Consider the following 26,951-nt stretch of genomic DNA (forward strand, 5'->3'; position numbering starts at 1 on the left):
TCGATCATCCTTATATTTCGATAAAACTAGAAATATAGAATTGATATCTTGCTGTCAACCCGGCCTTGCGGACAAATCAATGAAACACCTGCTATGAAAAACCGTAGACGGACGGCTGATATCGCAAAGAGCTGACATGACCCAATTCATTGCAAGCATCATCGGGCCTTACCTGCTGGTCACGGGCCTCGGCATGGTGTTGTCTCGCCGGTTTTATCTGCGGATGATGTCGGGGAATGACAGCGCAGACCCCATTCTGCTCAATCTTTCCGGTGCCGTGCACTTCGTGCTGGGCATGATTGTCCTGCGAAATCACTTCCTGTGGAACAATCTTGAGGCAGCATTGGTGAGCCTGTTCGGGGTCCTGCTGGTGCTTAAGGGAGTAGTCCTGATTGCCGTTCCCGAGAGGGCCGTGCAAACCACCGAAAAGATCGGCAATACACTCAGTGTCTCAACCGCCGGCTTCCTGATCGTCGGGTTGTACTTCTGCTACATCGGTTATCGGTGAATGTCAGGAGACTTGCTGCACTCCCGTAAATCGGGTCGATCATTGCGCCGGGCGTTCCTATCCAGAGATCACATTCGAAACCTTTGGAGATCAGGCCATGCAACTCAACGACAAGATTATCATCATCACCGGCGCCAGCAGCGGCATAGGCGAGACCGCAGCTGTTCTGTTTGCCGCTGAAGGCGCGAACGTTGTTCTCGGCGCGCGCCGCGAAAAACGACTTCAACAACTTGCAAAGAGGATCAACGACAGCGGCGGCAGCGCGGCTTTTCTGGCAGGAGATGTTCGGACGGAAGCCTATGCGGACGGGCTGGTTCAACTGGCAACAGCGGAATTCGGCGGCCTTGACGGTGCCTTCAACAATGCCGGGATGATGGGAGAAACGGTGCCGGTTCCCGACATGGAAAGAGCCAACTGGAACGAGGTTATCGCCACCAACCTGACCAGTGCGTTCTTTGCGGCAAAGTACCAGATACCGGCGCTGAAAAAGCGCGGGCGCGGATCCATCGTGTTCACCTCATCGTTTGTCGGATACGCCAATGGCGGCATGCCCGGCATGGGGGCCTATGCGGCTTCAAAGGCAGGTCTGATCGGCCTGGCGCAGTCCTTGTCAGCCGAACATGGCGCTGACGGTATTCGGGTAAACACCCTGTTGCCCGGCGGCACCAGAACGGCCATGTCCGGAGACGATGCTGAAATACACGAGTATATCGCAAGCCTTCATCCGCTCGGGCGCATGGCAGACCCGGAAGAAATAGCGGAAGCCGCCTTGTTCCTGATGTCCAACCGGGCGTCTTTCGTCACCGGCAGCGCACTGACGGTAGACGGCGGCATTTCGATCAGGCTCTAGCTCTCCGGCGGAAACATGCCGGCGCAGGTCTGCAGGGCATTGGCCAGGAAGTCATCGTGCTTGGCCTGGTCAATGACACCCTTTTTCAGCATGTCGGCAATATCGCCGCTACGCTTGGTGCGGCATTCTTCAAACTTCGGGTTAACCGCCGGCGCACTGACGGTGCCTGCACCGATTACACCGGCCGAGGAAGCCGGACGGCCAGCCGTATCGGTGTTGTTCTGCTTGTGCCAGGTAAGAGCCAGGCCGGACAGGGCCAGGACACAGATCAGGCCTGCTAAAAACCTGGCACCGTTTCTGTCCAGAAAATGACGACTATCCATTGCGCAGTTCCTCCCCGCGTTTACCCCAGTTTTCGACTTCGCAAAACCTGTCCCTGCCCGTTGCGAAGCCTGCACACTGTATTGGCTCAACTGCCACGCTGCAATGGCATGTTGATCAGCAGGTTCTGCGGCTTCATGTTCAGTTTGCCGGACTGTGATTTCGCCAGTCCAAGCCAGACCGGTTTTCCGCGGGCGCGCTCGATAACCGATTGCTGATCCAGAATATCCATGCGGAACAGGCCGATAATGCTGATTTCTTCCTCAAGCGACAGCTCTGCGCCTTCGTACAATTTGTTCAGCAACCGGGTGGCCTGCGCATCCATGCCGATATGCCAGGTCCATTTTTCATCATCAATGCGCTGCATCGGCTGAACCCGCACACTGACACCGGTAAAATGGTTGATCCAGTGCTCGATGACCCGGGCAAAGGCATCATTGGCGGGCTGGGTGAAGCGGAAATCGACAACCGTGTCAAAGCGCTCTGCCCGAGCCCAGTACATCTGCTTGTTGTCTTCATCGAGCACGTCCAGCTCGACCTGCTTGAGCGGTGTTTCCGCTTCCATGACCAGTTGGCCAAGCGCGCCCATGCCGCCGGTGTCAGCGAACATGTCGACAACTTCCTCATCCGCGAGCATGAGTTGACCGTCATCGGCAGACACGTTTTGCGACCGGAAGAAAACTTCAGCCGCGCGCCACCGCATCGGGTCGGTCTGGCCGTGCAGAATGCTGGCCAGAATGGCGTGCACGATCTGCTCGACAAACAGCGGCGGCACATTACCGGCTTCGCCGCGCACTATGGACAGGTAAGCCTTTTCAAGTGTCTTCGACGCTACCAGCAGATCACGGAAAGCCAAGAACACCTTGTAGTTCTGACCTGCATCCACGTCTTCAAACTCGGACAACTCCTGGTGCGAGAACTGCAAATATGGATCGTCAACCAGCCGGGCATGGGCCACGCGTTCTGCCTCGCAGCTTTCCTCGATCGGGGCCAGTTCGGGGCGCGCGAAATAGGCACGCAGATAATCCGCCGTCACTTCCAGTCCGCCGCGACCCGGCAGGCGGTTGAGCAGATACGCGCCGGATGAATGCCATGCACGTTCACTCATCAGCTATATCCCAGATACGTGTATGCGGGCGTTCCTGCCCGGGCGGTGTGATTTCGCGGTACTCTTCATGGATCGCACCTTCTTCCGTGAGCGTGCGGTGCACGGTCAGCAAGGTGTTGAGCGGCTTGCCGTCAGCCAGTTCGCATGCAAAGTCGATTTCTTCGCGCGCAGCGTCGCAGGCGACGGTGTGATCGGGTGCCTCGTAGTCTTCCACAAACAGCCGGGCCAGCGCCTCCACGGCCTCGGAGACTTCACTCTCGTCCGCCTCACCGACGGACACAAAAGTCGCCCGTCCCAGACTCGGCAACGCCAGAAATCCGTTGGCAAATGCCTGGCGTGTCTTTCCCCTGATTTCCTCGGCACCGATGCCGGCAAAAGCAAATGCGCCGGACAGGGCAATCTCATCCGGCCCTGCCGGCGTTACAAACACATTGTCGTCCGAACTGTCAAACCGGATGGTGCGCAATATCTTGGTCATGGCTTAAGCATGCCCTTCCACCGTCTCCACGAGCGCAAAGGCCTGCACCGGCTTGTCTGCCGGCGTAAACAGCAGGTTGCCCTCTTCATCCATGCCGGTCACCCGCCCGGACACGGTGATCCCGGCATGGGAAACCGTAATATCCTCGTCCGATCCCATGGCGCGGCCCAGCCAGTTTTCATGCACGCCCTTGAAACCTTCATTCATCCAGCCATCGATCCAGGTCAGGAAATGGCGTGAAACGGACTCAAGCAACATGGTGCGGGTAACTTCACCTGCACCTTCTTCATGCAAGGTGGTACGATCCGGCAGTTCGCCCGGGTTTTCGACGGACAGGTCAAGCGTAATGGCCACGTCAAGGCCGAGCACCATCCATTGCGGCTCATCATCTGCTGCGAGCCCGGCCGGGACATCCAGCGTGATGGCACCAGCCCGGGCGCCATTGACCAGGATGTCGCCCGGCCAGCGATAGTGAATACCTATTTCCGGCGGCGAGATGGCGCCAAAGGCATCACCAAACGCCACCGCCAGAACATGACGCACCTGAACAGCGCGCGACAGGGGCACATCCGGTTCCAGCACCACCGCCATATTGAGGCGGTCTTCCGACTGCGACCAGTACAGGTCGCCGGCACCTGCCTCACCTGCCATTGCAGCGGCGGTTGCCATCCGGGCAGTATCGGTTCCAGGCGCAACGGCAATGCCGTTCAGCAATGGCGGAAAAACCGGTTCTTCATTCATGAGGATAACCTGCAGGCCTGGCGCGGCATCACCCGAGGTCGATCTTGCCGGTCACTGTGTGATCCAGCGAAACGTCACCACATGTGATCGTCGCCGTTACCTCGACACTCCCGGAAGACTTGCCGGACGCACGGACCGCCTCTTCGATTTTCTGCTGCGATGTCACGCCGACCTGCTTGAGGAACTTGCGCATCGACATGTTGAACTTGTCGTCATCCATTTCCCGTATTCCCTGTTGTTGTTAGAGGCATCACTTCAGCAACGATCATGCTCATGGCTACTGAGCACAGCAACCAGAACCGGTCGCGTTCTATTGGCGAACATTGTCAGTTGCGTACACATTGCTCGCCGAAAATTGCAGCGAAGCCAGCCCGAAATGCGCGCCGACACCGATCACAGCCATGGCCGCGCATGCCAGTACAAATGCTTTCATTGTCTTGACCCTTCCTGTTTCCCCTTTAGCCGCAGCCGGTCAGGGCCGCTGCTCTTGCCATTGCCCTACTGATATAGGGACGCCACGCACCTATGTGCAAACTGTTTTCACTTGGCTGTCTGATCCTGCGGCGTTTTAGTTTGCTCTTTCAGCCACACGATCATGGCGTCGCGTTCTTCGGTGTTGGACATTTTCTGCAACGGCATCTTGGTGCCGGGCACCAGGTGCTGCGGGCCTTTTTCGAACAACTGGCCAATTGTATCTGCATTCCACACAATATCAGACTCAAGCAAGGCCTTCGAATAGGCATACCCCGTCAAAGTACCGGCCTTGCGGCCGAACACACCATAAAGGGTCGGCCCGGCGCGATTGGCGTCATCCGGTGACAGGGTATGGCAGACGGAGCATTTGCGGGCGAACTGGCGTTCACCGACGCTCAGGCCCTCATCGGCTTGAAAGCGGCGCGGAAACTTGCCGCGCGCCGGTTCAAAATCACGGCCCGGGCGGAATTGCCAGTAATGTACCGTGTCATCGAGCCCGCCCAGATAAAGCGTGTCGCCGTCACCGGAAAACGTCAGCGCCCAGATCGGGCCGTACGGATTGTCGAGCAGTTTCACCGGTGTCCAGTCGGTCATGTCATGTACCGACACAATGCCGTCGCCGCCACCGAACGCCAGAACCTTGTGTTCCGGCGACACCGCAACCGACAGGATGGGGCGGTCGCGCTGTGCCAGTTGATGAGCAATTTCACCGCTTTCAATATCCAGCACGGCCGCGGTTCCGTTGAGCGCACCAAAAGCCAGCTCCGTGCCGCCGGGCAAGGCAGCCAGCACGTTGATGCCCCAGCCATTGCGATAGATTACCCGTTCTTCAGCCCCGTCGCTGACCTGCCATTTACGGACGGTGGCGTCGGTGCCTGTGGAATAGACAAATTTTCCGTCGGTCGAAAATACCGCCGCGTTGACCGTGTTGCGGTGGCCCTTGAGCACATGCAGCAGCCGCTTTTCGGCCAGCGACCAGATCCGCAGCGTGCGATCCCACGACGCGGACACCAAAAGCCTGCCGTCCGGTGATACGGCGAGAGAGACCACCTTGAGATCATGGCCCTTGAAAACGTGCTCAACTTCCCCGGACTTAAGATCCAGCAGCCGCACCATGCCATCGTCGCTGCCGGTGACCGCGTGCCCGCCATCGGGCAGGACAGCCACCGCATTCACCGCGCCGTCATGATCAGAGAAGCGCTTGCGCATGGCGGGCTTTGTCGCATCGGCGACATCCCAATACATCATCGAATAGTCAAAGCTGCCGGAAACGATGCCGATACCGTCGGGAGACGTGGCAACCGACTTGACCGGACCGCCATGGCCTTTTAGATCGCCCTCACCGGGCTTGATCTCAGCCATGACCGGCAGGCTAAGCGTCGCAATCAGCGTGACGATTGCCACCTGCGCAATCCTGACCGACCGGATCTTCAGCAGGCTAAAGGCAAGAGCTTCGAAAACGCGATCACCGGTCAAGTTTTTAACCTCGGCAAGCTATTCCGCCGGCTGACCGGCGGAGGAGCCGGCAGCAGGCGCCGACTTGGCCTTCTGCTCCTCCTCTTCAACCCACAGGCTGTGATGTTCTCGCGCCCAGTTGGTATCAACCTCTCCGGACCCCATCGCGTCGAATGCGCCTTCCATGCCAACGGACCCGATATAGATGTGCCCCAGTATAATGATGATGAAGACAACGCCGACTATGCCATGCCAGATCTGGTTGAGTTGCTGTTCCTGGATCGGGGTCACGCTGGTCGGCAGCTCAAAGCCGATTGCGTTCAGGGCGGCAAAGGTCTTTGCCATGAACGCCGTTTCGAACGGGAACATCAGCGCAATGCCGGACAGGGATATGGAAATTGTCAGGACAACAACGCTCCAGAACAGGATTTTCTGACCCGCATTGAATTTCTTTGCCGGTGGGTGTGAGCCCCTGGTGAACAGTCCGCCACCTTTCAACAGCCAGACCAGGTCGTGCCGGTTCGGGAAGTTGTGAACAACCCACAAAATGAAGGCCAGCGCCACGCCCAGCATGAAGGCGAATGAGAGATAGTTGTGCAGGTACTTGCCCCACAAGGTGATGAACGCAAATGTTTCCTTGCCGATCACCGGCATCAGCGCATAACGGCCAAACAGCATGTTCAGGCCGGAAAGTGCAAGGATCACAAACGACCCAGCCATCAGCCAGTGGGCAAATCGTTCAAGGCCGTTAAAGCGCTGCATGGTCACGCCTGACCGGCCGTGGTCGATCTTGATGCGGCCGCGCAGCAGGAAGTACAAAGCCAGCAGGAACAGGATCGCGAGGAGCCCATAGGTTGCATACAGCTTCAGCGGGCCGTTGCGAAACGACCGATAGGCGGTATCGCCTTCCGACTGGATCAGCACACCGGCATTCTTGTCCGGGATGGAAACATTGCCGGTAGCCCCTTTTCGGATCTGGCTCCAGAAACCGGTATTCAGGTCCGTGCTCTGGGCTTCAGTCGCCACGTCCGGGCTGGTTGTCTGGGCAATTGCGGGCGTGCTGTTACCGCCGATCGCAAGCATTGCTACCGCAATGAGAGCCAAGCATACAGTACGTATGGATTTCACTAGGTCTGTGCTGGATTTCATAACGCTGATCCCCTTGGATTGCCCGTGTCAGGTATAAGATTGTCCCCTGCCTGATCTCTTTCTGTCAATCAGGCCTGTATGCCGTTGTTACACACCGCCGCCGCGCTGGATTTTCATGCGCCTGCGCAATTGCTCCCTGGTGTCATCATTCAATTCCTCATCCGCCGTGCCGCTGTAAACCCCTTTTTCTTTCAAAAACGGATTGTCGGCTTCCCGCTCCTGGCAACCGGCCAGCAGGCCGAGAAGTATCGCCAGCATGAAAAACCGAATGGTTCGCGTATCCATGAACAAAGTCACCCCTTCCAGGTGTGGCACGGCAAAACCATTGCCGGTGAAATTTCAACAAGTGCAGTCCGGCAATAGTGCAAGCTTGTGGACCAAGGGCGGCGATTTCTCGCCGCCCTGTCCGGACATCATCGACATGTCCATATCATCGATGTGACCGTCAGGAACCGCTATGCGGTTCCTGACTGTTTCATGTCGGCGGTTAAGAGCCGGAACCGGGATAGGCCTTGCCCCATCCCCAGGCACCGGAACCGAAGCCACGGCCAACCACACGCTCGCGGTAAATGTTGGCGACCTGGTCGCCATCACCTGCAAGCAGCGCCTTGGTCGAACACATTTCTGCACAAAGCGGCAGTTTGCCTTCGGCCAGACGGTTGCGGCCATACTTCTTGAACTCCTTGTCGGAGTTGGCTTCCTCGGGACCACCGGCGCAGAAGGTACATTTGTCCATCTTGCCACGTGAACCGAAGTTACCGACCTGCGGGAACTGAGGCGCGCCAAACGGGCACGCGTAGAAACAGTAACCGCAACCGATGCAGAGGTCTTTATTGTGCAGAACCACGCCCTCGGCAGACTGATAGAAACAGTCAACCGGGCACACGGCCATGCACGGTGCATCCGAACAATGCATGCAAGCCACCGAGATCGAGCGTTCACCGGGCTTGCCGTCATTGATGGTGACGACGCGGCGGCGGTTTACACCCCACGGGACTTCATGTTCGTTCTTACACGCGGTGACACAGGCGTTGCATTCGATGCAACGTTCAGCATCACACAGGAACTTCATGCGAGCCATTCTGTATCCTCCTTATGCTTTTGCAATTTTGCAGAGAGTGGTCTTGGACTCCTGCATCTGGGTGACTGAGTCATAGCCATAGGTTTGCGCCGTATTGGTCGCTTCACCCAGGACATACGGATCAGAACCCGCAGGATAATTGGCCCGCAGGTCTTCGCCCTGCATATGGCCACCGAAGTGGAACGGCATGAAGGCTACGCCCCTGCCAACCCGCTCGGTGATCATGGCCATTACCTTGACCTTGCCCTTTTCAGGACCCTCGACCCAGACCGTGTCTCCGTTCCTGATACCAAGATCGTTGGCATCAACCGGATTGATCTCGACGAACATGTCCTGCTGCAGTTCCGCAAGCCACGGGTTCGACCGTGTCTCGTCACCACCGCCTTCGTACTCCACGAGACGACCCGATGTCAGAATGATCGGATACTCTTTCGAGAAGTCGTTCTTCTGAATCGATTCATAAAGGGTTGGAAGACGATGCATATGCCGGTCTTTGAATGTGGCATACTTGGGCAGAAGGTCACGACGCGGCGTGTACAGCGGTTCGCGATGCAACGGCACCGGATCCGGGAACGTCCACACAACCGTGCGGGCCTTGGCATTACCGAACGGTGCACAACCATGCTTGATTGCGACCCGCTGGATACCGCCTGACAGGTCAACCTTCCAGTTGATCTTGTCGAGCTTGGCCTGATCGTCAGTGCCGGCAACCTTCTTGATGGCAGCAAGTTCGTCTGCCGTCAGGTCGCCGTCCCAGCCGAGCTTGCGCAGCATGCCGTAGGTGAACTCAGGATAACCATCCTTGATTTCGGAATCTACGGAGTAAGCGCCTTCGGCCAGCATGTTGGCACCGCCCCACTCGTCCGGCGCCTTGACACCGAAACGGGCACGGAATGTCAGACCACCCTCAGCCACCGGCTTGGAGTTGTCGTACAGGTTCGGCGTACCGGGATGCTTCATTTCCGGCGTGCCCCATGACGGCCATGGCAGACCGTAATAGTCGCCGTCTGCCGGGCCACCGCGAGCCTGCAGCGTCGTCCTGTCGAACGTGTGCTGGTTGGCCATGTGCATCTTGAGACGCTCCGGCGACTGTCCGGTGTAGCCGATCGTCCACATGCCGCGGTTGATTTCGCGCAGCGTGTCTTCAATGCTCGGCTCCTTGACGGTCAGCTTGCCGATCTTTGTCTCTTCGACCTTGATATTGCGGAAGAAGCGATCTGCAAAGCCGAACTTCTCGGCGAACATCTGCATGATGACGTGGTCAGGCAGGGACTCAAACAGCGGGTCCATGACCTTTTCACGCCATTGCAGCGAGCGGTTCGATGCGGTGACCGAACCATGGGTTTCGAACTGCGTGGTCGCAGGCAGCAGATAGACGCCATCCTTGCGTCCGTGCATGACCGCCGACATGGTCGGGAACGGATCAACCACGACCAGGAGGTCGAGCTTGGCCATTGCCTTTTGCATGTCGGGCAGACGGGTCTGCGAATTGGGCGCATGCCCCCAGAACACCATGGCGCGGACATTGTCCGGCTGATCAATGTTCTCTTTCGCTTCCAGGACACCATCGATCCAGCGCGAGACGGGAATACCCTTCTCGTTCATCATCGCCTTGTCCTTGCCGTCCTTGTCCTTGCGGGTGCCGAAACGGCCCTTCAGCCAGTCAAGGTCTTCTTCCCAGACACGTGACCAGTGAGCCCATGCACCTTTCGACAGGCCGTAGTAGCCCGGCAAAGTATCCATCAGGACACCAAGGTCTGTTGCACCCTGCACATTGTCATGGCCGCGGAAGATGTTGGCACCGCCGCCGGCAACGCCCATGTTACCGAGAGCAAGCTGCAGCACACAGTAAGCACGTGTGTTGTTGTTGCCGTTGGTATGCTGGGTACCGCCCATGCACCACACGATGGTGCCCGGCTTGTTCTGGGCCATGGTGCGGGCGACACGCTTCAACTGCGAGCCGGGAACACCGGTGACCTTTTCAACTTCCTCGGGGGTCCACTTGGCGACTTCTTCCTTGATGTACTCCATGCCCCAGACGCGGCGGGAAATGAAGTCCTTGTCTTCCCAGCCGTTTTCGAAGATGTGGTACAAGACACCCCAGATCAGTGCCACGTCGGTACCGGAACGGAACCGGACATATTCGGTGGCATGAGCCGCGGTACGGGTAAAGCGCGGATCACATACGATGAATGCCGCGTTGTTTTCTTCCTTGGCTTTCAGCATGTGCAGCAAAGACACCGGATGGGCTTCTGCAGGATTGCCGCCGATCAGGAAGATGGCACGCGAATTGTGCATGTCATTGTACGAGTTGGTCATCGCACCATAGCCCCAGGTGTTGGCAACACCGGCAACCGTGGTCGAGTGACAGATACGCGCCTGATGGTCACCATTGTTGGTGCCCCAGTAAGCGTAGAACTTGCGGAACAGATAAGCCTGCTCGTTATTGTGCTTGGCAGAACCCAGCCAGTACACAGAATCGGGACCGGACTTCTCGCGAATATCCAGCATCTTGTCGCCGATCTCGTTGATGGCTTCTTCCCATGACACCTGCTGCCATTTGCCATCCACCAGCTTGGTCGGATACTTCAGGCGGCGCTCACCGTGAGCGTGTTCGCGCACCGCAGCACCTTTGGCGCAATGTGCACCAAGATTGAACGGGCTGTCATAGCCTGGCTCCTGGCCAACCCAGACGCCGTTTGTGGTTTCTGCCAGCACGGTGCAACCAACCGAGCAGTGCGTACACACTGACTTCTTGATTTCAACCGCACCGGAAACCGATGCTGCTTCAGCCTTGCGCACCATTCCCGACGATAGTGTCGATGCTGCCGCGAGACCGCCTACTGCAAGTCCCGAACGGCGCAAGAATGTCCGCCTGTCAATCGCTCCACCGGTTAAATCGGTGAGGGCCGATGACAGTCGAGGGCCGAACGCCACCTCTCCCGTCTTCTTCCTGAGCATGATCTTCCTCCAGATGCGGCGCCTTTATTGGCGCCTGAATTTAAGTCCCTTAATTCCGCAAATTCAGTTCCGGTTGGAAACTAGAATGCGGCAAGCTTGTAGTACGTCTTGACGTGATCAGTTTCCTGATAGCCGGCATTGCCTTCAACAGGCGCTGCAGCTTCAGCCGCAACCGATCCGGCAGCAACAGCTGCAGTTCCGGTCACAGCGGACACACCAGCAAGCTTTAGGAAATCGCGACGGCCTGAGGCCACCTTGTCACTTCCTTTTGCCATTTTCCGCTCCTTCAGTTTTGGACGGTTGCCCGCCCGACAATCCGGACGGCAACAACCCGCCCGGTCACATAAAAGGCATCAGACCATCAAGAAGGCCTGATCCTCTACATCCATGAACGCCGCGCCCAGCTGCCCTATACAGGCGTAAAACACCGATGAGCGCGCACCTTCAAGATCTGTAAAAAAGTGTTTGGCCCACGATGCAATGTGAGCCTGGAAAAATTTCTTCTGTTCGTCGAGATCCAGCGCTTCGCCGAAATCACCCATTATTAGACCGGACATCATTTCGCACAGCGCAGCAATATGATCTTCGGGTTCAGCGACATCGTCACGCCTTTCAATGCCAAGCCGCGCCATGTCGTTACGCAAGCGCGCAAGCGGTTTCTCATGCAGGAAGCCGGTCAGATAATAAGAGCCGTAAGGCACCAGTTCGCCCCTGCCCACGCCGATGAACAGGTCATGATACTCGCGGGAAACTTCTTCCGGGCTGGATTTCGCAGCAACGCGGGTAATGGCGGCCACCGCCTCGCCAATCGGCGTGTCATCTCCATGCATGTCAGCAAACATATCAAGATCGTGCCGGGACGGACCCGCACGCAAGGTAGTTGCCAGCAACCTGTAGAGGTTTGCCCGCAATACATCTTCTTCGGAAACTGACAGCTCTAACTTGGCCTCACCCATACGTAATTTTTTAAGGCTGCACCCTTCAAACGGGGTACCTTGCTCGCCTTCCTCTCCTAGTTGCAGACAGGATGACGCAGCACGGGCGCGTAAGGCAAGCACATTCCAGCCCGATCCGGCAGGCTTTCACGATCTGGTAATGTGGAGTAAATTACTCAACAATTATACGTGGCGCAGCCCGCTTCTGGCCCGCAGAATCGCCCAAAACCGAGGCCCAGACTGTTTCTGCGATATTGCGATAAAGCCCTGCATGATGGGAATCCGGTGCGGAAACAACGATCGGCTGGCCGGAATCAGAGCGTGTGCGCAGATCCTTGTCCAGCGGCACCTCGCCCAAAAACGGCAAACCAAGCTTTTCCGCTTCATCGCGCGCACCGCCATGACCGAAGATTTCATGACGCTCGCCACACTTGGTGCAGGTGAAGTAACTCATGTTCTCGACGATGCCGAGCACCGGTACGTTGACCTTGCGGAACATGTTCAACCCCTTGCGGGCATCAATCAGAGCCAGGTCCTGCGGCGTGGACACGATGACCGCGCCAGACAGCGGTGTCTGCTGGGCCAGGGTCAGCTGGGCATCACCGGTTCCCGGCGGCATATCGACAATCAGGACATCAAGGTCACCCCAGTCGACCTCGCGCAGCATCTGTTGCAGCGCCGACATCACCATCGGGCCGCGCCAGATCATCGGCGTGTCTTCTTCCACCAGAAAGCCCATCGACATGGCCTTGAGGCCAAACCCTTCAAGTGGCTTCAGCGTGCGTGAGCCCGGTGACACCGGCTCCGGCCTGCCGGTAATGCCAAGCAGGCGCGGGACCGACGGGCCGTAGATGTCGGCATCGAGTATGCCCACCTTCAAACCATTGGCCTGCAGGCCAAGCGCCAGATTGACCGAGGTGGTCGACTTGCCCACCCCGCCCTTTCCGGACGCGACGGCGACAATGTGCTTCACACCGGGCACACCCGCCATTGTCTGCGCCGCCTGGGCTTTCGGGCCCGGCTGCTGCATGGGCGGCGGCGGCGCCATGTTGGCGCCTGCCGGCGGCGGGGTCCGGCCGGCGGCCGGACGTGAGCCCGGCTTGACCTCCGCAGTGAGCGCTGCCATGACCTTTTCGACGCCGTCCACCTTGCCGACAGCTTTTTCAGCAGCCTGGCGCAACGGTTCCAGTTCATTGGCCCGCGATGCCTCGACAGTGATGGCAAACATCACATTGTCGCCGCTGACAACCACATCTGAAACCAGGCCGAGCGACACCAGGTCACCTTCAAGATCAGGCCCGCGCACCTTTGAGAGCGCCGCCATGACTTGTTGTTTGTCTACCATCTGAAAACCCCTGAACGCGACCCGCCATCCGTGCGGCGGCCTGTTTCTTGTCTTTTGTTTGTGGAACGGTTCAAGCCATTGAAAAGTCCGGGCTTAACCTCTCACGTACCGCAGTTATCGCCGGCGCTGCGCGCCGCCCAATTCGGCGGTTATATCATTGGCGATCTTATTGACAAGCTCACCAAGTGCAAGCACCCGCTGATCAGTGACACGCGCTGTCGGGCCGGAGACCGAAACTGCGCCCAAGGGTTCGCCATGTTCGTCAAAGATTGCTGATGCCACACAGCGCAAACCAATGGCATTTTCCTCATCATCAATGGCATAACCGCGCTGCTGGGATATCTCAAGATCCTGAAACAGCGCTTCGATTGACGTATGTGTGTGTGAAGTTTCGCGGGTCAGCTCACGACCATGCAGCACCTTGCGGGTGGCTTCCGGGTTCATGTGGGACAAAATGGCTTTACCGACACCCGAACAATGCATCCGGGCGCGCCCGCCGGGCCCGGCAATGGCACGCATCATTTTCTGGCATTCGACCTGGGCCAGGTAGACGATCTCCCCCCTGTCGGAAATGCCGAGGTTCACTGTCTCGCCCGACTGCTCCATCAGGCGGCGCATATAGGGGCGCGCTATAGTGACGACATCGCGCGAGCGCACGAAAGCCGAGCCGACGCGGAATGCCTGAACACCAATGAGCCAGACAGAACGCTCGGTATCGAATCTCACGAACCTCTCGTTCTGCAAGGTGGTGAGCAGGCGGTGAGCAGTCGAATTGGGCAGTCCGACCTCCTGGGCCACTTCCGACAACGACAGACCCGATGCATGATAGGAAAGCGCGTTCAGCAGCTTCAGTGCTCGGCTCAGGGACTGCACCTGACCGGATGCCCGCAATATCTCCTTGCTTGGCACACGAAATTCTTCACGCCGTGCTGCGTCTCTGTCCTTGTCCGACACCTGGTTTTCGAGCATAGATATTCCCAATTCAAATTCGCCTGTCTTAGAGGTATATACGATGTTGTTCCACAATGTGGATCAAAAACCACAAACCGGACCGCTCTTCGTTCCAAAAGAACCGACAGAACCCAATATTCCCTTAAAATTTCCAAGATCTGCGGGCCATCTGGTCTAACGAACCCCGGTAGAACCTAGCCTCGAACTGGCCGCACCTTGTCACAGACCGAATTGGAACGCAATTCCATATGCTGGATGCACTCGTAAACAATGCCTACTGGCTCCTGTATGCCGGCACCGTAATGGAGGGCGAAACCGCGCTGCTGCTTGGTTCGCTGGCAGCACATCAGGGACTTATTGATCTTGTCTGGGTGATCGTTGTCGCGTTTGCCGGCGCCACTACAGGCGATCAGATCAGTTATCAGCTGTTCCGCCGGTTCGGACCGAAAATGGTGGAGCGCAGCGAAACCCTGCAGCGACGCACGAAAAAGGCCCGTCGGCTGCTTGCCGGGCACCCGCTAAAGTTCATTGTCCTGTCCAGGTTTTTCTGGGGCCTGCGCTCTGCCTGCATGCTGGCGCTGGCGGCGTCGGACGTGCCGACACGGGTATTCGCACCAGCCAACCTGCTTGCCTGCGCCCTGTGGGCCACAGTTGTCGGCTCGCTGGGCTATGTGTTCAGCAGCTGGGTCACCCGCATCGTCACCACCATGGACGGCCTGTCGGGCCGCGCGCCCGCCGTCCTTGCCGGAATCGTCGCGTTCCTGGTGCTGATCGTGCTGGCGCGCAAGGCAGTGCTCAAATTCTGGCGGTCACGCGAAACGCTGTGACCAGCTTGCAACCAGCGACCTCAAATGGCCTGTATGACCTCCCTCCAGACCCTGTCCTGTCCTGAACAAGCTGCGGCGTATTGACCGTCAGGTTCAGAAAATCTCCGGTCTCGGAATTTTACTCTTGAACATGACGGCAAACGGCCCTACATGGCGCCCACACAAGCCGGCAACATGGAGACACCGGCTTGTCATTCTCCGCTAGTGCGCGGGGAGCCATTGCTGCGGTTGGCGCAGTGACAGGTCTCGGGGCAACCCGGGGTTGGCAAGCTTCAGGTGGCGACCATGCGCCGGCTTTTTTGCGTCTGCAGGTCAATTGTGACCTGCGAGACAAACGACATCTACTGGCTGGGGAGGGACCCAAAATGACTGACACCAACGCCCTGTTCCAACTGGGGATGGACCTGGATGCTCCAGGCACCGCCCATGACGAAACACAGGCTGCAACAAACAATGTGGTCGCGTTCAACCGCGATGTGGAACCGGCTGACCATTTCATCGTGAAGAACGGTGTGTCGTGTGCGGGAACACACCTGATTATCGATCTTGTGGACGCCGAAGGACTGGCTGATATCGACCTGATTGATGAAGCCATGCGCGAGTGTGTGACCGAGGCCGGCGCAACCCTTCTGCATATCCACCTGCACCCGTTTACACCTGAGGGCGTATCCGGCGTGTCAGGCGTTGCGGTCCTGGCGGAGAGCCACATTTCAATCCACACCTGGCCGGAACGCGGCTATGCCGCGCTGGATGTGTTCATGTGCGGTGATTCACAGCCCGAAAAGTGCATCGACGTGCTGAAAAAGCATTTCCGGCCCGGCGAGGTGAAAGTCTCTGAACTGCTGCGGGGATCAAACCTGTGAGCCTGAAGCGAGAAGACGACGGCTCCGTGTGGATGCATGAACACCTGCATACGGGTTTCAGCACAACCTACCGTCTTGAAGAGACACTTTTCGACAGCAATACCCCGCACCAGCGGCTGGTTGTCGGGCGCACAGAAGCGTTCGGCAACGTGGTGTGGCTGGACGGTGTGACCCAGGTCACCGAGCGCGACGAGTTCTGCTATCACGAAATGCTGGCGCATGTGCCGATCCTGGCCCACGGCATGGCGAAGAGCGTGCTGGTCATAGGCGGCGGTGACGGCGGCATGGCTGAAGAAGTGCTCAAGCACAAGTCGGTTGAAAAACTGGTCATGGTGGAAATTGATGCAGGTGTCATCGATTTTGCCCGCGAGCACCTGTCTTCGATCAACAAGGGATGTTTCGACGACCAGCGGTTCGAACTGGTGATAGCCGACGGCAAGGACTTTGCCGCGACCTCCGAAAACCGCTTTGATGTCATCATTGTTGACTCCACCGACCCTGTCGGGCCGGGCGAGGTTTTGTTCACCCGCTCGTTCTACAGCGACTGCAAGCGCATGCTGAATGACGGCGGCGTGCTGGTGACGCAAAACGGCGTGCCGTGGTTCCAGTCGGACGAACTGCACAACACGATGTTCAATTTCGCCAACCTGTTTGCCGATGCCGGCTGCTACCTGACCGTGGTGCCGACCTATGCAGGCGGGTTCATGGCGCTGGGCTGGGGGACCGACAATTCAAACCTTCGCGCAGTGGACGAAGCCACGCTGCAGGCACGCTTCGAGGCAGTTGATCTCAACTGCCGCTACTACAATCCGGCAGTTCACAAGGCAGCTTTCGCCCTGCCCGGCTTCATTGCCGATATTGTGGACAAGGCCACGCAACAGGCTGACGAGACCGGGTGACTTCCTGATCGGCCATGGGCCGGCCTGTCAGAACGCAAGCCGGTACGTCTGCCAGGATTCCTCGAGGTGGCCCGGTTGTCCCACACGCAGGTCTTTGGCCGTGCATGAAATAGTAGATGCGGCAATTCCGGCAATCTGACCGTCCGCGGCCCTGTGACTGTGGCCACAATATATGCGCCGCACATCGGAGTGGCGCGACAGCAGCTCCGCGAACTCCGCCAGGTTGGCGCGATCCTCGAACTGGAACGGCACCGGAGCCACCGCAATCTCGAAGGGCGGATGATGCATGAAAATCACAACTGGCCGGCCATTGGCTTGTTCCAGCATTCCCTTGAGGTGATCCATACGGGCCCGACACAACCGCGCCTTGTTGCTCTGGGTACTCATTGTATCCAGCATAAGGACGCAGAGTTCATCTGTGCTGACCAGATACTGGACAAACTCTGGATGACAATTTGCCGGCAACCGGTCCGCGAATACCTCCCGGAGCTTGCTGCGATCATCCCGGTTGCCAGGTATGACGCACAGTTCCGCCCGCAGTTCCTTTAGTTTTTCCGCCGCTTTTTCGTACTCAACTCTTGCACCGTCGTGGGCGATATCACCGGTATGCACCACCAGGTCCGGCTGCGGATCCAGTCCGTTGACGAAATCAACGCATCGCTCCAGATCGCGCAACCGGTCGGTTCCGTCTGGCTGCGGCCAGGCGATATGGCAGTCTGAAATCTGGGTAATCAACATGTTAAATCCAACGGGAGGGCAAGAATGGCGGGGTTCGCTACGCTGACCTCGTCGGGTCACTCACGGACGCGGCGGCAAGATAATCACATCAAGCGTGCAGATTCAATTTGCTTATGGGCCTTGCGTGGCAAAATCCGATGGGTGTAGCTTTCGCTCATGGAATCCTTGAAAGAAATTCGCGCCGTGACCACCAGCCTGCCGGCATTTGACATGCTCCGGTATCTGTTGAAGGAAAAGTTTCCGGGCCAGGCAGTGGTAACCGCCTCGCTGAAATCACCAAGCGTCGTTGTGTTGAAAATGGTTTCGGATATCGATCCTGCCACACCGGTTGTCTTCTGCCATCCCAGATCAGTGTTTCCGGAAAGCGAGACTTATCGCGATCAGCTCGTGAAGCTTTTCGGACTGAGCAATGTCAAGGTGGTGACCCAGAGTGATTCAATGGACGGCAAACGGGATTTCGTGCGCAGTGAAAAATTGCTGAACGAGGCACATGGGAATACCGGAGGCAGTTGGGAAACGATTCACCTCCACGACACGCTGGCACCTTACAAGTGCTGGATCAAAGCTGTTTATCACGAGCGATTTGACGAGCCATCGGAGCAACGGGTCGATTGCTATGCCAACATGGTGACCGTGAATCTGCTGCGCCGGCGCACGATCGCGGTGATTGATCGCTTCATGAAAGACCACGACCTGCCCTACCATCCCAAGATCAGCCGCCAGAAGGAACTGGTTACCTTCACCCCCACAGATGAACCAATGACCGCGTATCATTTCTGACAAGAATTGCGGCTGGGAGAATACTTACATGGCAGACCTTATACCTCCACATGGTGGTGACACCTTGCAGCCGCTCTATGTGGACGATCTGGAAACACGCAGTGCTCTGGAGACAGAAGCCCGTGATCTGCCTGCACTGGTGATCAGTTCCGCAGCAGCGGCCAACGCCGTTATGCTGGCGGGCGGTTACTTTACGCCGCTGACCGGTTTCATGAACAAGGCGGACGCCATGAGCGTGGCGGAAACCATGCACACCACCAGCGGCCTGTTCTGGCCGACACCGGTGTTGAACCTGGTCGGGTCAATCGACGAAATCAGCACCAGTGACAGGATCGCGCTGCGCGACCCCAATGTTGCGGGCGAGCCGGTTATTGCAGTCCAGGATGTCTCGGCTGTCGAAGCGCTCAGCGACGCGGAAATAGCGAGCATAATCCAGCAAACCTATGGCACGACCGATCCCGATCATCCCGGCGTTGCAGAGTTTGTTGCCCAGGGCAGGTTTCTGGTTTCCGGACCGATCCAGGTTCTCAACTACAGCTATTTCCCGACCGACTTTCCCGACACTTTCCAGACCGCTGTTGAAATCCGCAACCAGATTGCGGCCAACGGCTGGAAAAAGGTTGTTGCGTTCCAGACCCGCAACCCGATGCATCGCGCTCACGAGGAGCTGTGCCGCATGGCCATGGACAGGCTTGAAGCCGACGGCCTGGTGATCCACATGCTGCTCGGCAAGCTGAAGCCAGGCGATATTCCCGCCGACGTGCGCGATGCCGCCATTCGCAAAATGGTTGAGCTGTACTTCCCGGCCAACAGTGCGATCGTGTCAGGTTATGGATTTGACATGCTGTATGCAGGCCCGCGCGAAGCGCTGCTGCACGCAATTTTCCGGCAGAACATGGGAGCAACGCACCTGATCGTCGGCCGCGACCATGCCGGGGTCGGCGACTATTACGGCGCTTTCGATGCCCAGACCATTTTCGACGAAATCCCCTCAGATGCATTGCAGATCGAGATATTCCGCGCCGACCACACGGCCTACTCAAAGAAACTCAACAAGGTTGTGATGATGAGCGAGGCACCTGATCACACCAAGGACGATTTCGTTCTGTTGTCAGGCACCAGGGTGCGCGAAATGCTGTCCGCCGGCGAGGCGCCTCCCGGCGAGTTCTCCAGGCCGGAAGTCGCGCAAATTCTGATGGACCACTACAGCTCACCCTAGCAGTGGAATACGGGTTCAGGTGAACTCATCAGGAAGGTGTCAGAGCTCGGTGTATTTGGTTGCACTGCCGCGCGACTTTTCAACCGGGTATTTCAGGTCGTTGGCGGCGATCTTTTCAGCCGCAGCAAGCTGCAAGTCAATCCCGGCACGTTCGGCAATCAGCAGGAGATACAACAGCACATCAGCACACTCTTCCTGCAGCCGCTGCCGCATCACACCATCAGCCGCCTCCGCCTCGAACACGGCCTCCTTTTTCCACTGGGCCAGTTCAAGCAATTCGCTTGCCTCCAGATTGAGAGACAGGATCAGGTCTTTAAGCGAATGGAATTGACGCCAGTCACGCTCATCGCGAAACCGGAGCAAGCGACAGGTGAGTTCGTCGAGTGACAATCTATCCTGGGTCATGGTGATAAAACGTTCCTCATGTCTATTCGGCACAGCGCGGCAGCGCATACGCCTATACCGCCTGTCGATGCAGATTCAAGAGTTCACCTGCCGCCTGATGCAAGAAACACCGGTGACAGGCATTGCAAGGTTCACTGGTACCAACGAAGAACTTTGACAGTACCCAGCTTCTGATGTCTTGTTAGGCAGGGAATTCGGCGACTCGTCACATTGGAATTGTGTTTTTGGCTGGTAGTCGAAACAGCCAGTTTACCGTTAGCTTGAACGGTTAAGCAGCGGGCCAGGAGAGGAAACTAATTAATGTTCAGCAGCAACCCTTTCGCAGAGCTTTCGGCGTCCATTCCGCCGTCTGTCATGCAGACCTACGTTATAATCATGATATTGCTGGTTGTTGGAGGCACTATCTTTGATGTCATTCACAAGCAGAGTGCGAAGTATTTTTTCCGGGCCGGGAAAAAATCCGAAGAAAACGCAAAAAGAGAAGTCAGCGGCGGAGAGAAAGTCTCCCTGGCTGTCCAGACCACCGCTTCGGAGGTTCTGACATCTTCTGAGTTCTGCAATCCGAAACGCCGGGTTGCCCATCTGCTTGGTATGTATGGCTTTGTAATCTACCTGATTGCTACAATCGTCATGGTGTTTTCGTATCCAACCGCAACATCCGGTACGCCGGCAATCTGGCCGGCACTGTGGTGCATCGGTGCGCTCATGGTGTGCGTCGGTGGTTACTGGTTCTGGTTCTTTATCAGGGTCGATGTGGCATCCGAAGGAAACTCTCCATTCCGGGTTGTTCGCGCTGACCTGTTCATACTTTCGCTTTTGGCAAGCTGCACCCTCGGCCTGATCTGGGCTTTTCTTCAGTCAGGCGGAGGCGGGGCCGGGGCGACCTTCTTCCTGGGGCTTTACCTCATTGCATCAACTGTTCTTTTTGCCGGAATTCCATGGTCGAAATTTTCACACATGTTCTTCAAGCCGGCAGCGGCCTTTCAGAAAAAGCTTTCTGTTGCCAATGGTTCAATGGCCAACCTGCCCAGTCCGGCGGACAGAACCAATTCGGAAGACAGCGACAGACATTCCATGGAACTGCTAAAGGACGCGCCTCTTGATATGGGGCTTGGAATTAAGCGCGAGCAACCGCACCACTACTAAGTGAACCACCCAATTCACATGAAATTTTGAGGAAACCAGAATGCCTACATTTGTTTACATGACAAGCTGTGACGGTTGCGGACATTGCGTTGATATCTGCCCGTCAGACATCATGCATATCGATCCGACCTATCGCCGCGCCTACAATATCGAACCAGACATGTGCTGGGAGTGTTATTCCTGCGTCAAGGCATGCCCCCAGAACGCCATTGATGTGCGCGGCTATGCCGACTTTGCGCCGTTGGGTCACAGCGTGCGGGTGCGCCGTGAAGAAGAAAAAGGCACCATCGCCTGGAAGGTCAAATTCCGCGACGGAACCGAAAAGAACTTCCTTTCACCAATCACCACCAAACCCTGGGGGACAGGTTATCCCGAGTTGAAGGAAGCCCCTGCTCCCAGCGAGGAAATGCGGGAAAGTCAGCACCTATACAGTGAGCCCAAATACATCCGTATGGATGATGATGACATACACACCCTGGAATCGAACAAACTCAAAATGAAGCTGGGAGTGTACTATTGATGTCTCGCAAAACCATAATTGAAGACGATATCGATGTGTTGGTCGTTGGCGGCGGGCTTGGCGGCAGTGGTGCTGCCTGGGAAGCACGCTTCTGGGGCCAGGACAAAAAGATTGTCATCGCTGAAAAAGCCAACATTGACCGTTCCGGCGCCGTTGCGCAGGGCCTTTATGCGATCAACTGTTACATGGGCACCCGCTGGGGCGAAAATAACCCGGAAGATCACGTGCGCTACGCCCGCATCGATCTGATGGGCCTGGTGCGCGAAGACCTTCTGTTCGATATGGCCCGCCACGTTGACTCGACTGTGCATCAGTTCGAGGACTGGGGCCTGCCCATCATGAGAAACCCGAAAACCGGGACGTATCTTCGTGAAGGGCGCTGGCAGATCATGATTCACGGTGAGTCCTACAAACCCATCGTGGCTGAAGCGGCCAAGAAGTCTGCTGACCAGGTGTTCAACCGGATTTGCGTGACCCACCTTCTGAAAGACGATGCAAAGGACAACCGTATTGCCGGCGCGGTCGGCTTCAATGTGCGTACCGGCAACTACCATGTCTTCAAATCCAAAACGGTTGTTGTGGCCGCCGGCGGGGCGTCCAATATCTTCAAGCCGCGCTCTGTTGGTGAAGGCGCCGGCCGCGTCTGGTATGCACCATGGTCGTCCGGGTCAGCTTACGGGTTGATGATCAACGCCGGTGCCAAGATGACCCAGATGGAAAACCGCATCGTCCTGGCCCGGTTCAAAGACGGCTACGGCCCGGTGGGTGCATACTTCCTGCACCTGAAAACCTATACTCAAAACGGGTTGGGAGAAGAATACGAATCCAAGTGGTTCCCGGCCCTTCAAAAAATGGTCGGCAAGGAGTACCTGGACCCTGAACTGTCGCACAGGACACACCGGCCGATCCCGACCTGTCTGCGCAACCACGCAATCATCAGCGAAGTGAATGCCGGTCGCGGGCCGATTCACATGGTGACCATGAAGGCTTTCCAGGACCCTCATCTGGAAGAAGTGGGCTGGGAAAACTTCCTTGGCATGACCGTCGGCCAGGCGGTGCTTTGGGCGGCTACAGACGTTGATCCGAAGAACGAGAATCCGGAACTCACGACATCCGAACCTTATGTCATGGGATCGCATGCAACCGGCGCCGGCGGCTGGGCCAGTGGCCCCGAAGATGTGTCACCGCCGGAGTACTTCTGGGGCTACAATCGCATGATGACGATTGAAGGCCTGTTCGGTGCCGGCGATGCTGTCGGTGGAACCCCGCACGCGTTTTCTTCCGGTTCGTTTACCGAAGGGCGTCTGGCGGCCAAGGCAGCCTGCAAATACATCGATGACGGCAAGGCCGAAGGCATCGTCGTCAACGACAAGCAGGTCGAAGACAGAAAAACCGAGATTTTCAAACCGATCGATCACTACAATATCTATCGCAACGAGATTGTCGCCGGTACGGTCAGCCCAAGCTACATCAATCCGAAGCAGGGCCTCGATCGGCTGCAGAAGCTGATGGATGAATATTGCGGCGGCGTGACTGTCAGCTACATGACCAACGAGAAACTTCTTCACATCGGTTTGAAAAAACTGAAGATCATGGAAGAAGACCTGGAAAGCCTGGGAGCGAAGGACATTCATGAACTGCTGCGTGCGTGGGAGTTGAAACACCGCCACCGCACAGCCGAGTGTGTCACGCAGCATACGCTTTTCCGTAAGGAGACCCGTTGGCCCGGTTACTATTATCGAGGTGATGCGATGAAACTGGACGACAAGAACTGGCACGTTCTGACTGTCTCGCGCCGTGACCCGGAAACAGGCGAGTACACCATGGAGAAAGCACCCTGCTATCACCTGGTGGATGAGGCCGAAGAAAAGGCCGCCAAGAAGGCTCCTGCAAAGGCCGCCAAAAAAGCTCCGGCAAAGGCTGCCAAGAAGACACGAGCAAGGGCTGCCAAGTAGACTCTGACTGACGATCAAAATCCGCGCCGGAAAACAAGCCGTACCAGCAATGGCAACGGTTTTCCGGGGCGGGTTTCTTTTATGTTCCAGAGCAACATGGGTTCAAGTGAACCCATAAAGTTGCTCTGGCGCTTTGGAAGCGATCAGTTTTATGGTTCTTGATTGTTTCAATCAAAACCATACTGATCCAGTACAACAGAAGGGTTCAACGATGAACATCGTGGACAACAGCGATGAAGAGATCATGGCGCTGGCAAATTCGATGTGGCGCGATCTGATCAAGAATTCAAATGACGGCAACTACTCAGAATTCATAAAGCACTTTTCGCCGTCGCTGATGTTGGGCCTTGATGAAGTCGAGGTGGGCAGGCAATTTGCCACCAGTGAACTGACCCGGAATCTGTCGGAAGACTTCGATCCGCTTGGCATAATTCGCAGAGGCGAGCATGTGACCGTGTTGTACCGGCAACGCAGTACAAAGCGGGAAGGTGAATGGCTGGGCCGGCTGGTTCTCGGATATCATGACGAAGAAGTCAGAGTGTTCGGGGCTTCAATTTTCTAAGGACCCTGGCCTGCAGCAGGTAAGTGATATGAGTGATCTAATCGAAGACGACAAGCTGGTCGAGCTCAGCTACAAAGTGACAGACGCAAAGTCGGGCCAGGTGTTGAGTACGGTTGACTTCCCGATCGCCTATGTTCATGGCCACAATGACATACTTGCCCCTCAGGTGCTCGACGAGCTGGAAGGCAAGACAGTCGGTGACATCATCGACGTGCCGATCGACTGCAACAGCATTTTCGGCCCCAGGGACGAGGCGCTTGTGTTCACTGACCTGCTCACAAACGTGCCCGAAGAATACCATGAGATCGGCACGACCATCACCATGGAAAATGACAAGGGCGAGGCCAAGAATTTCATCGTCACGCGCATGGACGACAAGACCCTGACCATTGACGGGAACAACCCGATGTGCGGCCGGCAGGTTATCTTTACACTTGAGATACTGACGGTTCGCGACGCCTCCGACGAGGAAATCGAAGGTGGTGGCAAGGCCAGTGATGATGTCGGTCTGGACGAAGCATTGATGTCACAAGGCGTTAAAGCACACAGCATCAACTGACAGTCAGCCGTGCCGGGCAACCCGCCTGCAACGGCAGCCAGCTTCAGTCTTTTCTCATCAGAAAATCGTCAGAAAACTTCTGCTTCACCTGACAGGGAGCAGTAATCCGGGGCCTCAGCCCAAAGCGGGCTGTATCAAATTTTCACTGTAAGCCCGCAAAGGCTTTTACTTTGCCTAAGGGCGTTTGGGGGTTTCGTAGGCGACTTCTTTTTGAAACGGCTCCCAAACGGTTTCATACCCGACATAGCCTTTTTCATTGGGCTCCATCTGACGCGTTTTGAAAAAGCGTGCCTGGCCTTCCGGGACCTTGGTTACGGGTTTCTTTTCGCTCATGAGTCCACCTTGCTTGCTAAAACCAATGTTCCATACGATGATTGTCCGCAAGCGCAATCTGCATGAAACAACTGTCCCAATTTTCTAAGCGAAATCATATACGTTTGATCCATGGTTGCAAAGAATTTTCTACAGTTCCCAATGGCGAGATCGACTGCGACGGGCTTGCGGTGATCGTGGTCTAGTTCAGCACGATCTTTTGAATGCCTGCCCTGAGACCAGCAATTTCTTTTCTGCCTGGCTGCCGGTTTTCGAATGCGCTGCGCATGGCCAAACCCTCGATGAGATCCATGACAAAGTCTGCACAGGCTGCCGGGCTGACCGCTGCCCCCTCGTCTGGTCGCCCGGGCAATTCAGTGATCAGCGCTGCAATCATGGCGTTGAGTTTTGAGCGATTTTGCATGAACCCGACGCCGACCTGCGGATTGCGCAAGCCTTCCGAACTGATTTCAGCAGACAGCAGAATGTTTTCCGGGACGCAGCAGTACCCGATGTAAAGAGCGACAAACTTGTCGAAGGCTTTTGACGGGTCGGAAATTCGCGACACCTGCCCTTCAATCGCGTGAATATCCTGCGCTTCCAGTTCCGCAATTTCCGCGATCAGTTCAGCCTTGCTCCGGAAATGGTTATAGAGATTGCCCAGGCTGACGCCGGCTCGTTTTGCGATATCCCTGATACTGGTCTGGTGAAAGCCCTGCTCTACAAAGCAGGCAGCAGCGGTTTCGACGATCAGGTGCCGCCTCGCCTGTGCCGTTTCAGTTCGTGTCGTCTTCGGTTTCATTCAATCCTTCCAGACAAGGTCTTGCAATCAGGTGTCATGCTTCATATATCAATGAACGATCGTTCGTTCAATATATTTCGCACCCTGACCTGCTGCTTGTTATCCGCGACTTCCGCCAACCACACTATATGAAAGACCACATTCATGGACCTCCTAGACTCCCGGTTCCAGGCCTTTTCCGGCACGTTTCAGGTGCTGGAGATCATCGGCCTGATCTTCCTGCTGCTCATCGTCTCAGAAACGGTGTGGGATTTTTTCACCGGCAAACGCAGGAAGCTTGGCGAAACATCTGCCAATTTCGCCATCCTGCTGGGGAATGCGCTTCTGGAACGCACCGCCTACGGGCTTGTATTCGTGGTCGGGCTGTTCCTCGTCGGTCCGTTCGCCCGCCTGGAAATGCCGATCACCTGGTGGAGCTGGGGACTGGCGCTGGTGGTGGCGGATTTCACCTACTACTGGATGCACCGGTGGGAGCATGAAATCCGCATTCTGTGGGCGCATCACAGCGTGCACCACTCTTCGCCGGAATATAACCTGACAACCGCGCTGCGGCTGGCGTGGGTCGAAAGCCTGATTGAGTGGGTGTTCTTCATCCCGATGATCCTGCTCGGATTTGACCTGGTCCAGACCATCATCGCCCTGTCGGTGGTGGTTGCCTACCAGACCTGGATCCATACTGAGAAAGTCGGGAAACTTGGATGGCTGGACAAAGTCCTGAACACGCCGTCCGTGCACCGGGTTCACCATGGTTCAAACGGCAAGTATCTCGACAAGAACTATGGCGGCATCCTGATCATCTGGGACCGGATGTTCGGCACCTACCAGGCCGAAGAAGAACAGGTCGTCTATGGTCTCACAAGGCAGATCGGCACCACCAACCCGGTCAAGGTCAATTTCCATGAATACATTCAGATAGCACGGGACCTCAGAACCGCCGACAGCCTGGCAAGTGTATTCGGATACCTTTTCAAAGGACCGGGCTGGAAACCAGACAACAAGGAGTAACG

General features: G+C 56.7%; 32 protein-coding genes. 13 read left to right on the top strand and 19 right to left on the bottom strand.

The genetic code is table 11. From position 1 onward, the window contains the following. Positions 1–136: 136 nt before the first annotated feature. Together DHN55_RS14300 and DHN55_RS14305 are read left to right on the top strand one after the other, a co-directional pair. A complete protein-coding gene (locus DHN55_RS14300; RefSeq protein ID WP_108882156.1) occupies positions 137–508 on the top strand; it encodes a hypothetical protein in 372 nt (123 codons plus the stop codon). 97 nt (positions 509–605) lie between these two features. Then, entirely contained in the window at positions 606–1,358 is a 753-nt protein-coding gene (locus tag DHN55_RS14305; RefSeq protein ID WP_108882157.1) for an SDR family oxidoreductase, read from the top strand. On the opposite strand, the gene DHN55_RS14310 is transcribed toward DHN55_RS14305, so the two are convergent. The 15 genes from DHN55_RS14310 to DHN55_RS14375 form a co-directional block, all read right to left on the bottom strand. Further along, a complete protein-coding gene (locus DHN55_RS14310; protein WP_108882158.1) occupies positions 1,355–1,681 on the bottom strand; it encodes a hypothetical protein in 327 nt (108 codons plus the stop codon). The genes DHN55_RS14305 and DHN55_RS14310 overlap by 4 nt on opposite strands. Positions 1,682–1,767: 86 nt before the next feature. Then, positions 1,768–2,787 (bottom strand): DUF6352 family protein, encoded by a 1,020-nt coding sequence (locus tag DHN55_RS14315; protein WP_337660323.1) that lies wholly within the window; start codon positions 2,785–2,787, stop codon positions 1,768–1,770. Next, positions 2,780–3,265, bottom strand: coding sequence for a DUF6505 family protein (locus DHN55_RS14320; protein WP_108882159.1), 486 nt, complete (start codon positions 3,263–3,265; stop codon positions 2,780–2,782). Before DHN55_RS14320 ends, DHN55_RS14315 begins: the two co-directional genes overlap by 8 nt. Before the next feature lie 3 nt (positions 3,266–3,268). Then, entirely contained in the window at positions 3,269–4,006 is a 738-nt protein-coding gene (locus DHN55_RS14325) for a biotin/lipoate--protein ligase family protein (RefSeq protein WP_108882160.1), read from the bottom strand. Positions 4,007–4,034: 28 nt separating this feature from the next. Next, positions 4,035–4,226: a DUF6494 family protein gene (locus DHN55_RS14330; protein WP_108882161.1), complete on the bottom strand. Its 192-nt coding sequence runs from the start codon at positions 4,224–4,226 to the stop codon at positions 4,035–4,037. Positions 4,227–4,316: 90 nt separating this feature from the next. Continuing rightward, on the bottom strand, positions 4,317–4,439 hold the full coding sequence (locus DHN55_RS22375; RefSeq protein ID WP_337660324.1) for a hypothetical protein: 123 nt from the start codon (positions 4,437–4,439) through the stop codon (positions 4,317–4,319). A 107-nt stretch (positions 4,440–4,546) separates the two neighbouring features. After that, complete coding sequence (locus DHN55_RS14335; RefSeq protein WP_108882162.1) at positions 4,547–5,956, bottom strand: c-type cytochrome; 1,410 nt, start codon at positions 5,954–5,956, stop codon at positions 4,547–4,549. An 18-nt stretch (positions 5,957–5,974) separates the two neighbouring features. Beyond that, positions 5,975–7,018: a formate dehydrogenase subunit gamma gene (locus tag DHN55_RS14340; protein WP_337660325.1), complete on the bottom strand. Its 1,044-nt coding sequence runs from the start codon at positions 7,016–7,018 to the stop codon at positions 5,975–5,977. Positions 7,019–7,171: 153 nt separating this feature from the next. Then, positions 7,172–7,369: a hypothetical protein gene (locus DHN55_RS14345; protein WP_108882164.1), complete on the bottom strand. Its 198-nt coding sequence runs from the start codon at positions 7,367–7,369 to the stop codon at positions 7,172–7,174. 202 nt (positions 7,370–7,571) lie between these two features. Continuing rightward, a complete protein-coding gene (fdh3B, locus tag DHN55_RS14350) occupies positions 7,572–8,165 on the bottom strand; it encodes a formate dehydrogenase FDH3 subunit beta (protein ID WP_108882165.1) in 594 nt (197 codons plus the stop codon). Positions 8,166–8,177: 12 nt separating this feature from the next. After that, positions 8,178–11,126: a molybdopterin-dependent oxidoreductase gene (locus tag DHN55_RS14355; RefSeq protein WP_108882166.1), complete on the bottom strand. Its 2,949-nt coding sequence runs from the start codon at positions 11,124–11,126 to the stop codon at positions 8,178–8,180. Between the two features lie 80 nt (positions 11,127–11,206). After that, positions 11,207–11,401 carry a formate dehydrogenase gene (locus tag DHN55_RS14360; RefSeq protein ID WP_108882167.1) on the bottom strand — a complete coding sequence of 65 codons (195 nt, stop codon included), beginning with the start codon at positions 11,399–11,401 and terminating at the stop codon, positions 11,207–11,209. Between the two features lie 78 nt (positions 11,402–11,479). Continuing rightward, positions 11,480–12,082 carry a molecular chaperone TorD family protein gene (locus DHN55_RS14365; protein ID WP_108882168.1) on the bottom strand — a complete coding sequence of 201 codons (603 nt, stop codon included), beginning with the start codon at positions 12,080–12,082 and terminating at the stop codon, positions 11,480–11,482. A gap of 151 nt (positions 12,083–12,233) precedes the next feature. Next, positions 12,234–13,406, bottom strand: a complete 1,173-nt coding sequence (gene apbC, locus DHN55_RS14370) for an iron-sulfur cluster carrier protein ApbC (protein ID WP_108882169.1) — start codon at positions 13,404–13,406, stop codon at positions 12,234–12,236. 114 nt (positions 13,407–13,520) lie between these two features. Next, a complete protein-coding gene (locus DHN55_RS14375; RefSeq protein ID WP_108882170.1) occupies positions 13,521–14,375 on the bottom strand; it encodes an IclR family transcriptional regulator domain-containing protein in 855 nt (284 codons plus the stop codon). A 230-nt stretch (positions 14,376–14,605) separates the two neighbouring features. Here DHN55_RS14375 and DHN55_RS14380 point away from each other — a divergent pair, with 230 nt between their 5' ends. From DHN55_RS14380 to speE, 3 genes are all read left to right on the top strand, one after another. Then, positions 14,606–15,184: a VTT domain-containing protein gene (locus DHN55_RS14380; RefSeq protein WP_108882171.1), complete on the top strand. Its 579-nt coding sequence runs from the start codon at positions 14,606–14,608 to the stop codon at positions 15,182–15,184. 365 nt (positions 15,185–15,549) lie between these two features. Continuing rightward, entirely contained in the window at positions 15,550–16,047 is a 498-nt protein-coding gene (speD, locus tag DHN55_RS14385; RefSeq protein ID WP_108882172.1) for an adenosylmethionine decarboxylase, read from the top strand. Beyond that, complete coding sequence (speE, locus tag DHN55_RS14390) at positions 16,044–16,946, top strand: polyamine aminopropyltransferase (RefSeq protein ID WP_337660326.1); 903 nt, start codon at positions 16,044–16,046, stop codon at positions 16,944–16,946. Before speD ends, speE begins: the two co-directional genes overlap by 4 nt. A 27-nt stretch (positions 16,947–16,973) precedes the next feature. Here the strand turns inward: speE and DHN55_RS14395 are convergent, their stop codons facing one another. Then, on the bottom strand, positions 16,974–17,684 hold the full coding sequence (locus DHN55_RS14395; RefSeq protein ID WP_108882173.1) for a metallophosphoesterase: 711 nt from the start codon (positions 17,682–17,684) through the stop codon (positions 16,974–16,976). A gap of 156 nt (positions 17,685–17,840) precedes the next feature. Between DHN55_RS14395 and DHN55_RS14400 the strand changes: the two genes are divergently transcribed. Both DHN55_RS14400 and sat read left to right on the top strand, forming a co-directional pair. After that, a complete protein-coding gene (locus tag DHN55_RS14400) occupies positions 17,841–18,464 on the top strand; it encodes a phosphoadenosine phosphosulfate reductase domain-containing protein (protein WP_108882174.1) in 624 nt (207 codons plus the stop codon). A 28-nt stretch (positions 18,465–18,492) separates the two neighbouring features. Further along, positions 18,493–19,683 (top strand): sulfate adenylyltransferase, encoded by a 1,191-nt coding sequence (gene sat / locus DHN55_RS14405; protein WP_108882175.1) that lies wholly within the window; start codon positions 18,493–18,495, stop codon positions 19,681–19,683. A 39-nt stretch (positions 19,684–19,722) separates the two neighbouring features. Here the strand turns inward: sat and DHN55_RS14410 are convergent, their stop codons facing one another. Then, positions 19,723–20,088 (bottom strand): nucleotide pyrophosphohydrolase, encoded by a 366-nt coding sequence (locus tag DHN55_RS14410; RefSeq protein WP_337660327.1) that lies wholly within the window; start codon positions 20,086–20,088, stop codon positions 19,723–19,725. A gap of 300 nt (positions 20,089–20,388) precedes the next feature. Here DHN55_RS14410 and DHN55_RS14415 point away from each other — a divergent pair, with 300 nt between their 5' ends. The 5 genes from DHN55_RS14415 (at position 20,389) to DHN55_RS14435 (ending at position 24,830) form a co-directional block, all read left to right on the top strand. Further along, a complete protein-coding gene (locus DHN55_RS14415; RefSeq protein ID WP_108882176.1) occupies positions 20,389–21,234 on the top strand; it encodes an adenylyl-sulfate reductase in 846 nt (281 codons plus the stop codon). Between the two features lie 40 nt (positions 21,235–21,274). Beyond that, complete coding sequence (gene aprB, locus DHN55_RS14420; RefSeq protein ID WP_108882177.1) at positions 21,275–21,754, top strand: adenylyl-sulfate reductase subunit beta; 480 nt, start codon at positions 21,275–21,277, stop codon at positions 21,752–21,754. Continuing rightward, positions 21,754–23,709, top strand: coding sequence for an adenylyl-sulfate reductase subunit alpha (gene aprA / locus DHN55_RS14425; protein WP_108882178.1), 1,956 nt, complete (start codon positions 21,754–21,756; stop codon positions 23,707–23,709). Before aprB ends, aprA begins: the two co-directional genes overlap by 1 nt. Before the next feature lie 211 nt (positions 23,710–23,920). Further along, entirely contained in the window at positions 23,921–24,271 is a 351-nt protein-coding gene (locus DHN55_RS14430) for a hypothetical protein (RefSeq protein ID WP_108882528.1), read from the top strand. A gap of 28 nt (positions 24,272–24,299) precedes the next feature. Beyond that, a complete protein-coding gene (locus DHN55_RS14435; RefSeq protein ID WP_108882179.1) occupies positions 24,300–24,830 on the top strand; it encodes a peptidylprolyl isomerase in 531 nt (176 codons plus the stop codon). Positions 24,831–25,004: 174 nt separating this feature from the next. Here the strand turns inward: DHN55_RS14435 and DHN55_RS22380 are convergent, their stop codons facing one another. Together DHN55_RS22380 and DHN55_RS14440 are read right to left on the bottom strand one after the other, a co-directional pair. Beyond that, positions 25,005–25,163, bottom strand: a complete 159-nt coding sequence (locus tag DHN55_RS22380; RefSeq protein ID WP_337660328.1) for a hypothetical protein — start codon at positions 25,161–25,163, stop codon at positions 25,005–25,007. A 181-nt stretch (positions 25,164–25,344) separates the two neighbouring features. Further along, complete coding sequence (locus tag DHN55_RS14440) at positions 25,345–25,944, bottom strand: TetR family transcriptional regulator (RefSeq protein ID WP_108882180.1); 600 nt, start codon at positions 25,942–25,944, stop codon at positions 25,345–25,347. 144 nt (positions 25,945–26,088) lie between these two features. On the opposite strand from DHN55_RS14440, the gene DHN55_RS14445 reads away from it, so the two are divergent. Next, on the top strand, positions 26,089–26,949 hold the full coding sequence (locus DHN55_RS14445) for a sterol desaturase family protein (RefSeq protein WP_108882181.1): 861 nt from the start codon (positions 26,089–26,091) through the stop codon (positions 26,947–26,949). Positions 26,950–26,951: the final 2 nt, after the last annotated feature.

This window comes from Anderseniella sp. Alg231-50 (assembly GCF_900149695.1).
Lineage (GTDB): Bacteria > Pseudomonadota > Alphaproteobacteria > Rhizobiales > Aestuariivirgaceae > Anderseniella.

Excerpts from the sequence above, each read along its gene's own strand:
- DHN55_RS14300 (WP_108882156.1), top strand. The coding sequence starts at position 137 with ATGACCCAATTCATTGCAAGCATCATCGGGCCTTACCTGCTGGTCACG.
- DHN55_RS14305 (WP_108882157.1), top strand. The coding sequence starts at position 606 with ATGCAACTCAACGACAAGATTATCATCATCACCGGCGCCAGCAGCGGC.
- DHN55_RS14310 (WP_108882158.1), bottom strand. The coding sequence starts at position 1,681 with ATGGATAGTCGTCATTTTCTGGACAGAAACGGTGCCAGGTTTTTAGCA.
- DHN55_RS14315 (WP_337660323.1), bottom strand. The coding sequence starts at position 2,787 with ATGAGTGAACGTGCATGGCATTCATCCGGCGCGTATCTGCTCAACCGC.
- DHN55_RS14320 (WP_108882159.1), bottom strand. The coding sequence starts at position 3,265 with ATGACCAAGATATTGCGCACCATCCGGTTTGACAGTTCGGACGACAAT.
- DHN55_RS14325 (WP_108882160.1), bottom strand. The coding sequence starts at position 4,006 with ATGAATGAAGAACCGGTTTTTCCGCCATTGCTGAACGGCATTGCCGTT.
- DHN55_RS14330 (WP_108882161.1), bottom strand. The coding sequence starts at position 4,226 with ATGGATGACGACAAGTTCAACATGTCGATGCGCAAGTTCCTCAAGCAG.
- DHN55_RS22375 (WP_337660324.1), bottom strand. The coding sequence starts at position 4,439 with ATGAAAGCATTTGTACTGGCATGCGCGGCCATGGCTGTGATCGGTGTC.
- DHN55_RS14340 (WP_337660325.1), bottom strand. The coding sequence starts at position 7,018 with ATGCTTGCGATCGGCGGTAACAGCACGCCCGCAATTGCCCAGACAACC.
- DHN55_RS14345 (WP_108882164.1), bottom strand. The coding sequence starts at position 7,369 with ATGGATACGCGAACCATTCGGTTTTTCATGCTGGCGATACTTCTCGGC.
- fdh3B (WP_108882165.1), bottom strand. The coding sequence starts at position 8,165 with ATGGCTCGCATGAAGTTCCTGTGTGATGCTGAACGTTGCATCGAATGC.
- DHN55_RS14355 (WP_108882166.1), bottom strand. The coding sequence starts at position 11,126 with ATGCTCAGGAAGAAGACGGGAGAGGTGGCGTTCGGCCCTCGACTGTCA.
- DHN55_RS14360 (WP_108882167.1), bottom strand. The coding sequence starts at position 11,401 with ATGGCAAAAGGAAGTGACAAGGTGGCCTCAGGCCGTCGCGATTTCCTA.
- DHN55_RS14365 (WP_108882168.1), bottom strand. The coding sequence starts at position 12,082 with ATGGGTGAGGCCAAGTTAGAGCTGTCAGTTTCCGAAGAAGATGTATTG.
- apbC (WP_108882169.1), bottom strand. The coding sequence starts at position 13,406 with ATGGTAGACAAACAACAAGTCATGGCGGCGCTCTCAAAGGTGCGCGGG.
- DHN55_RS14375 (WP_108882170.1), bottom strand. The coding sequence starts at position 14,375 with ATGCTCGAAAACCAGGTGTCGGACAAGGACAGAGACGCAGCACGGCGT.
- DHN55_RS14380 (WP_108882171.1), top strand. The coding sequence starts at position 14,606 with ATGCTGGATGCACTCGTAAACAATGCCTACTGGCTCCTGTATGCCGGC.
- speD (WP_108882172.1), top strand. The coding sequence starts at position 15,550 with ATGACTGACACCAACGCCCTGTTCCAACTGGGGATGGACCTGGATGCT.
- DHN55_RS14395 (WP_108882173.1), bottom strand. The coding sequence starts at position 17,684 with ATGTTGATTACCCAGATTTCAGACTGCCATATCGCCTGGCCGCAGCCA.
- DHN55_RS14400 (WP_108882174.1), top strand. The coding sequence starts at position 17,841 with ATGGAATCCTTGAAAGAAATTCGCGCCGTGACCACCAGCCTGCCGGCA.
- sat (WP_108882175.1), top strand. The coding sequence starts at position 18,493 with ATGGCAGACCTTATACCTCCACATGGTGGTGACACCTTGCAGCCGCTC.
- DHN55_RS14410 (WP_337660327.1), bottom strand. The coding sequence starts at position 20,088 with ATGACCCAGGATAGATTGTCACTCGACGAACTCACCTGTCGCTTGCTC.
- DHN55_RS14415 (WP_108882176.1), top strand. The coding sequence starts at position 20,389 with ATGTTCAGCAGCAACCCTTTCGCAGAGCTTTCGGCGTCCATTCCGCCG.
- aprB (WP_108882177.1), top strand. The coding sequence starts at position 21,275 with ATGCCTACATTTGTTTACATGACAAGCTGTGACGGTTGCGGACATTGC.
- aprA (WP_108882178.1), top strand. The coding sequence starts at position 21,754 with ATGTCTCGCAAAACCATAATTGAAGACGATATCGATGTGTTGGTCGTT.
- DHN55_RS14430 (WP_108882528.1), top strand. The coding sequence starts at position 23,921 with ATGAACATCGTGGACAACAGCGATGAAGAGATCATGGCGCTGGCAAAT.
- DHN55_RS14435 (WP_108882179.1), top strand. The coding sequence starts at position 24,300 with ATGAGTGATCTAATCGAAGACGACAAGCTGGTCGAGCTCAGCTACAAA.
- DHN55_RS22380 (WP_337660328.1), bottom strand. The coding sequence starts at position 25,163 with ATGAGCGAAAAGAAACCCGTAACCAAGGTCCCGGAAGGCCAGGCACGC.
- DHN55_RS14440 (WP_108882180.1), bottom strand. The coding sequence starts at position 25,944 with ATGAAACCGAAGACGACACGAACTGAAACGGCACAGGCGAGGCGGCAC.
- DHN55_RS14445 (WP_108882181.1), top strand. The coding sequence starts at position 26,089 with ATGGACCTCCTAGACTCCCGGTTCCAGGCCTTTTCCGGCACGTTTCAG.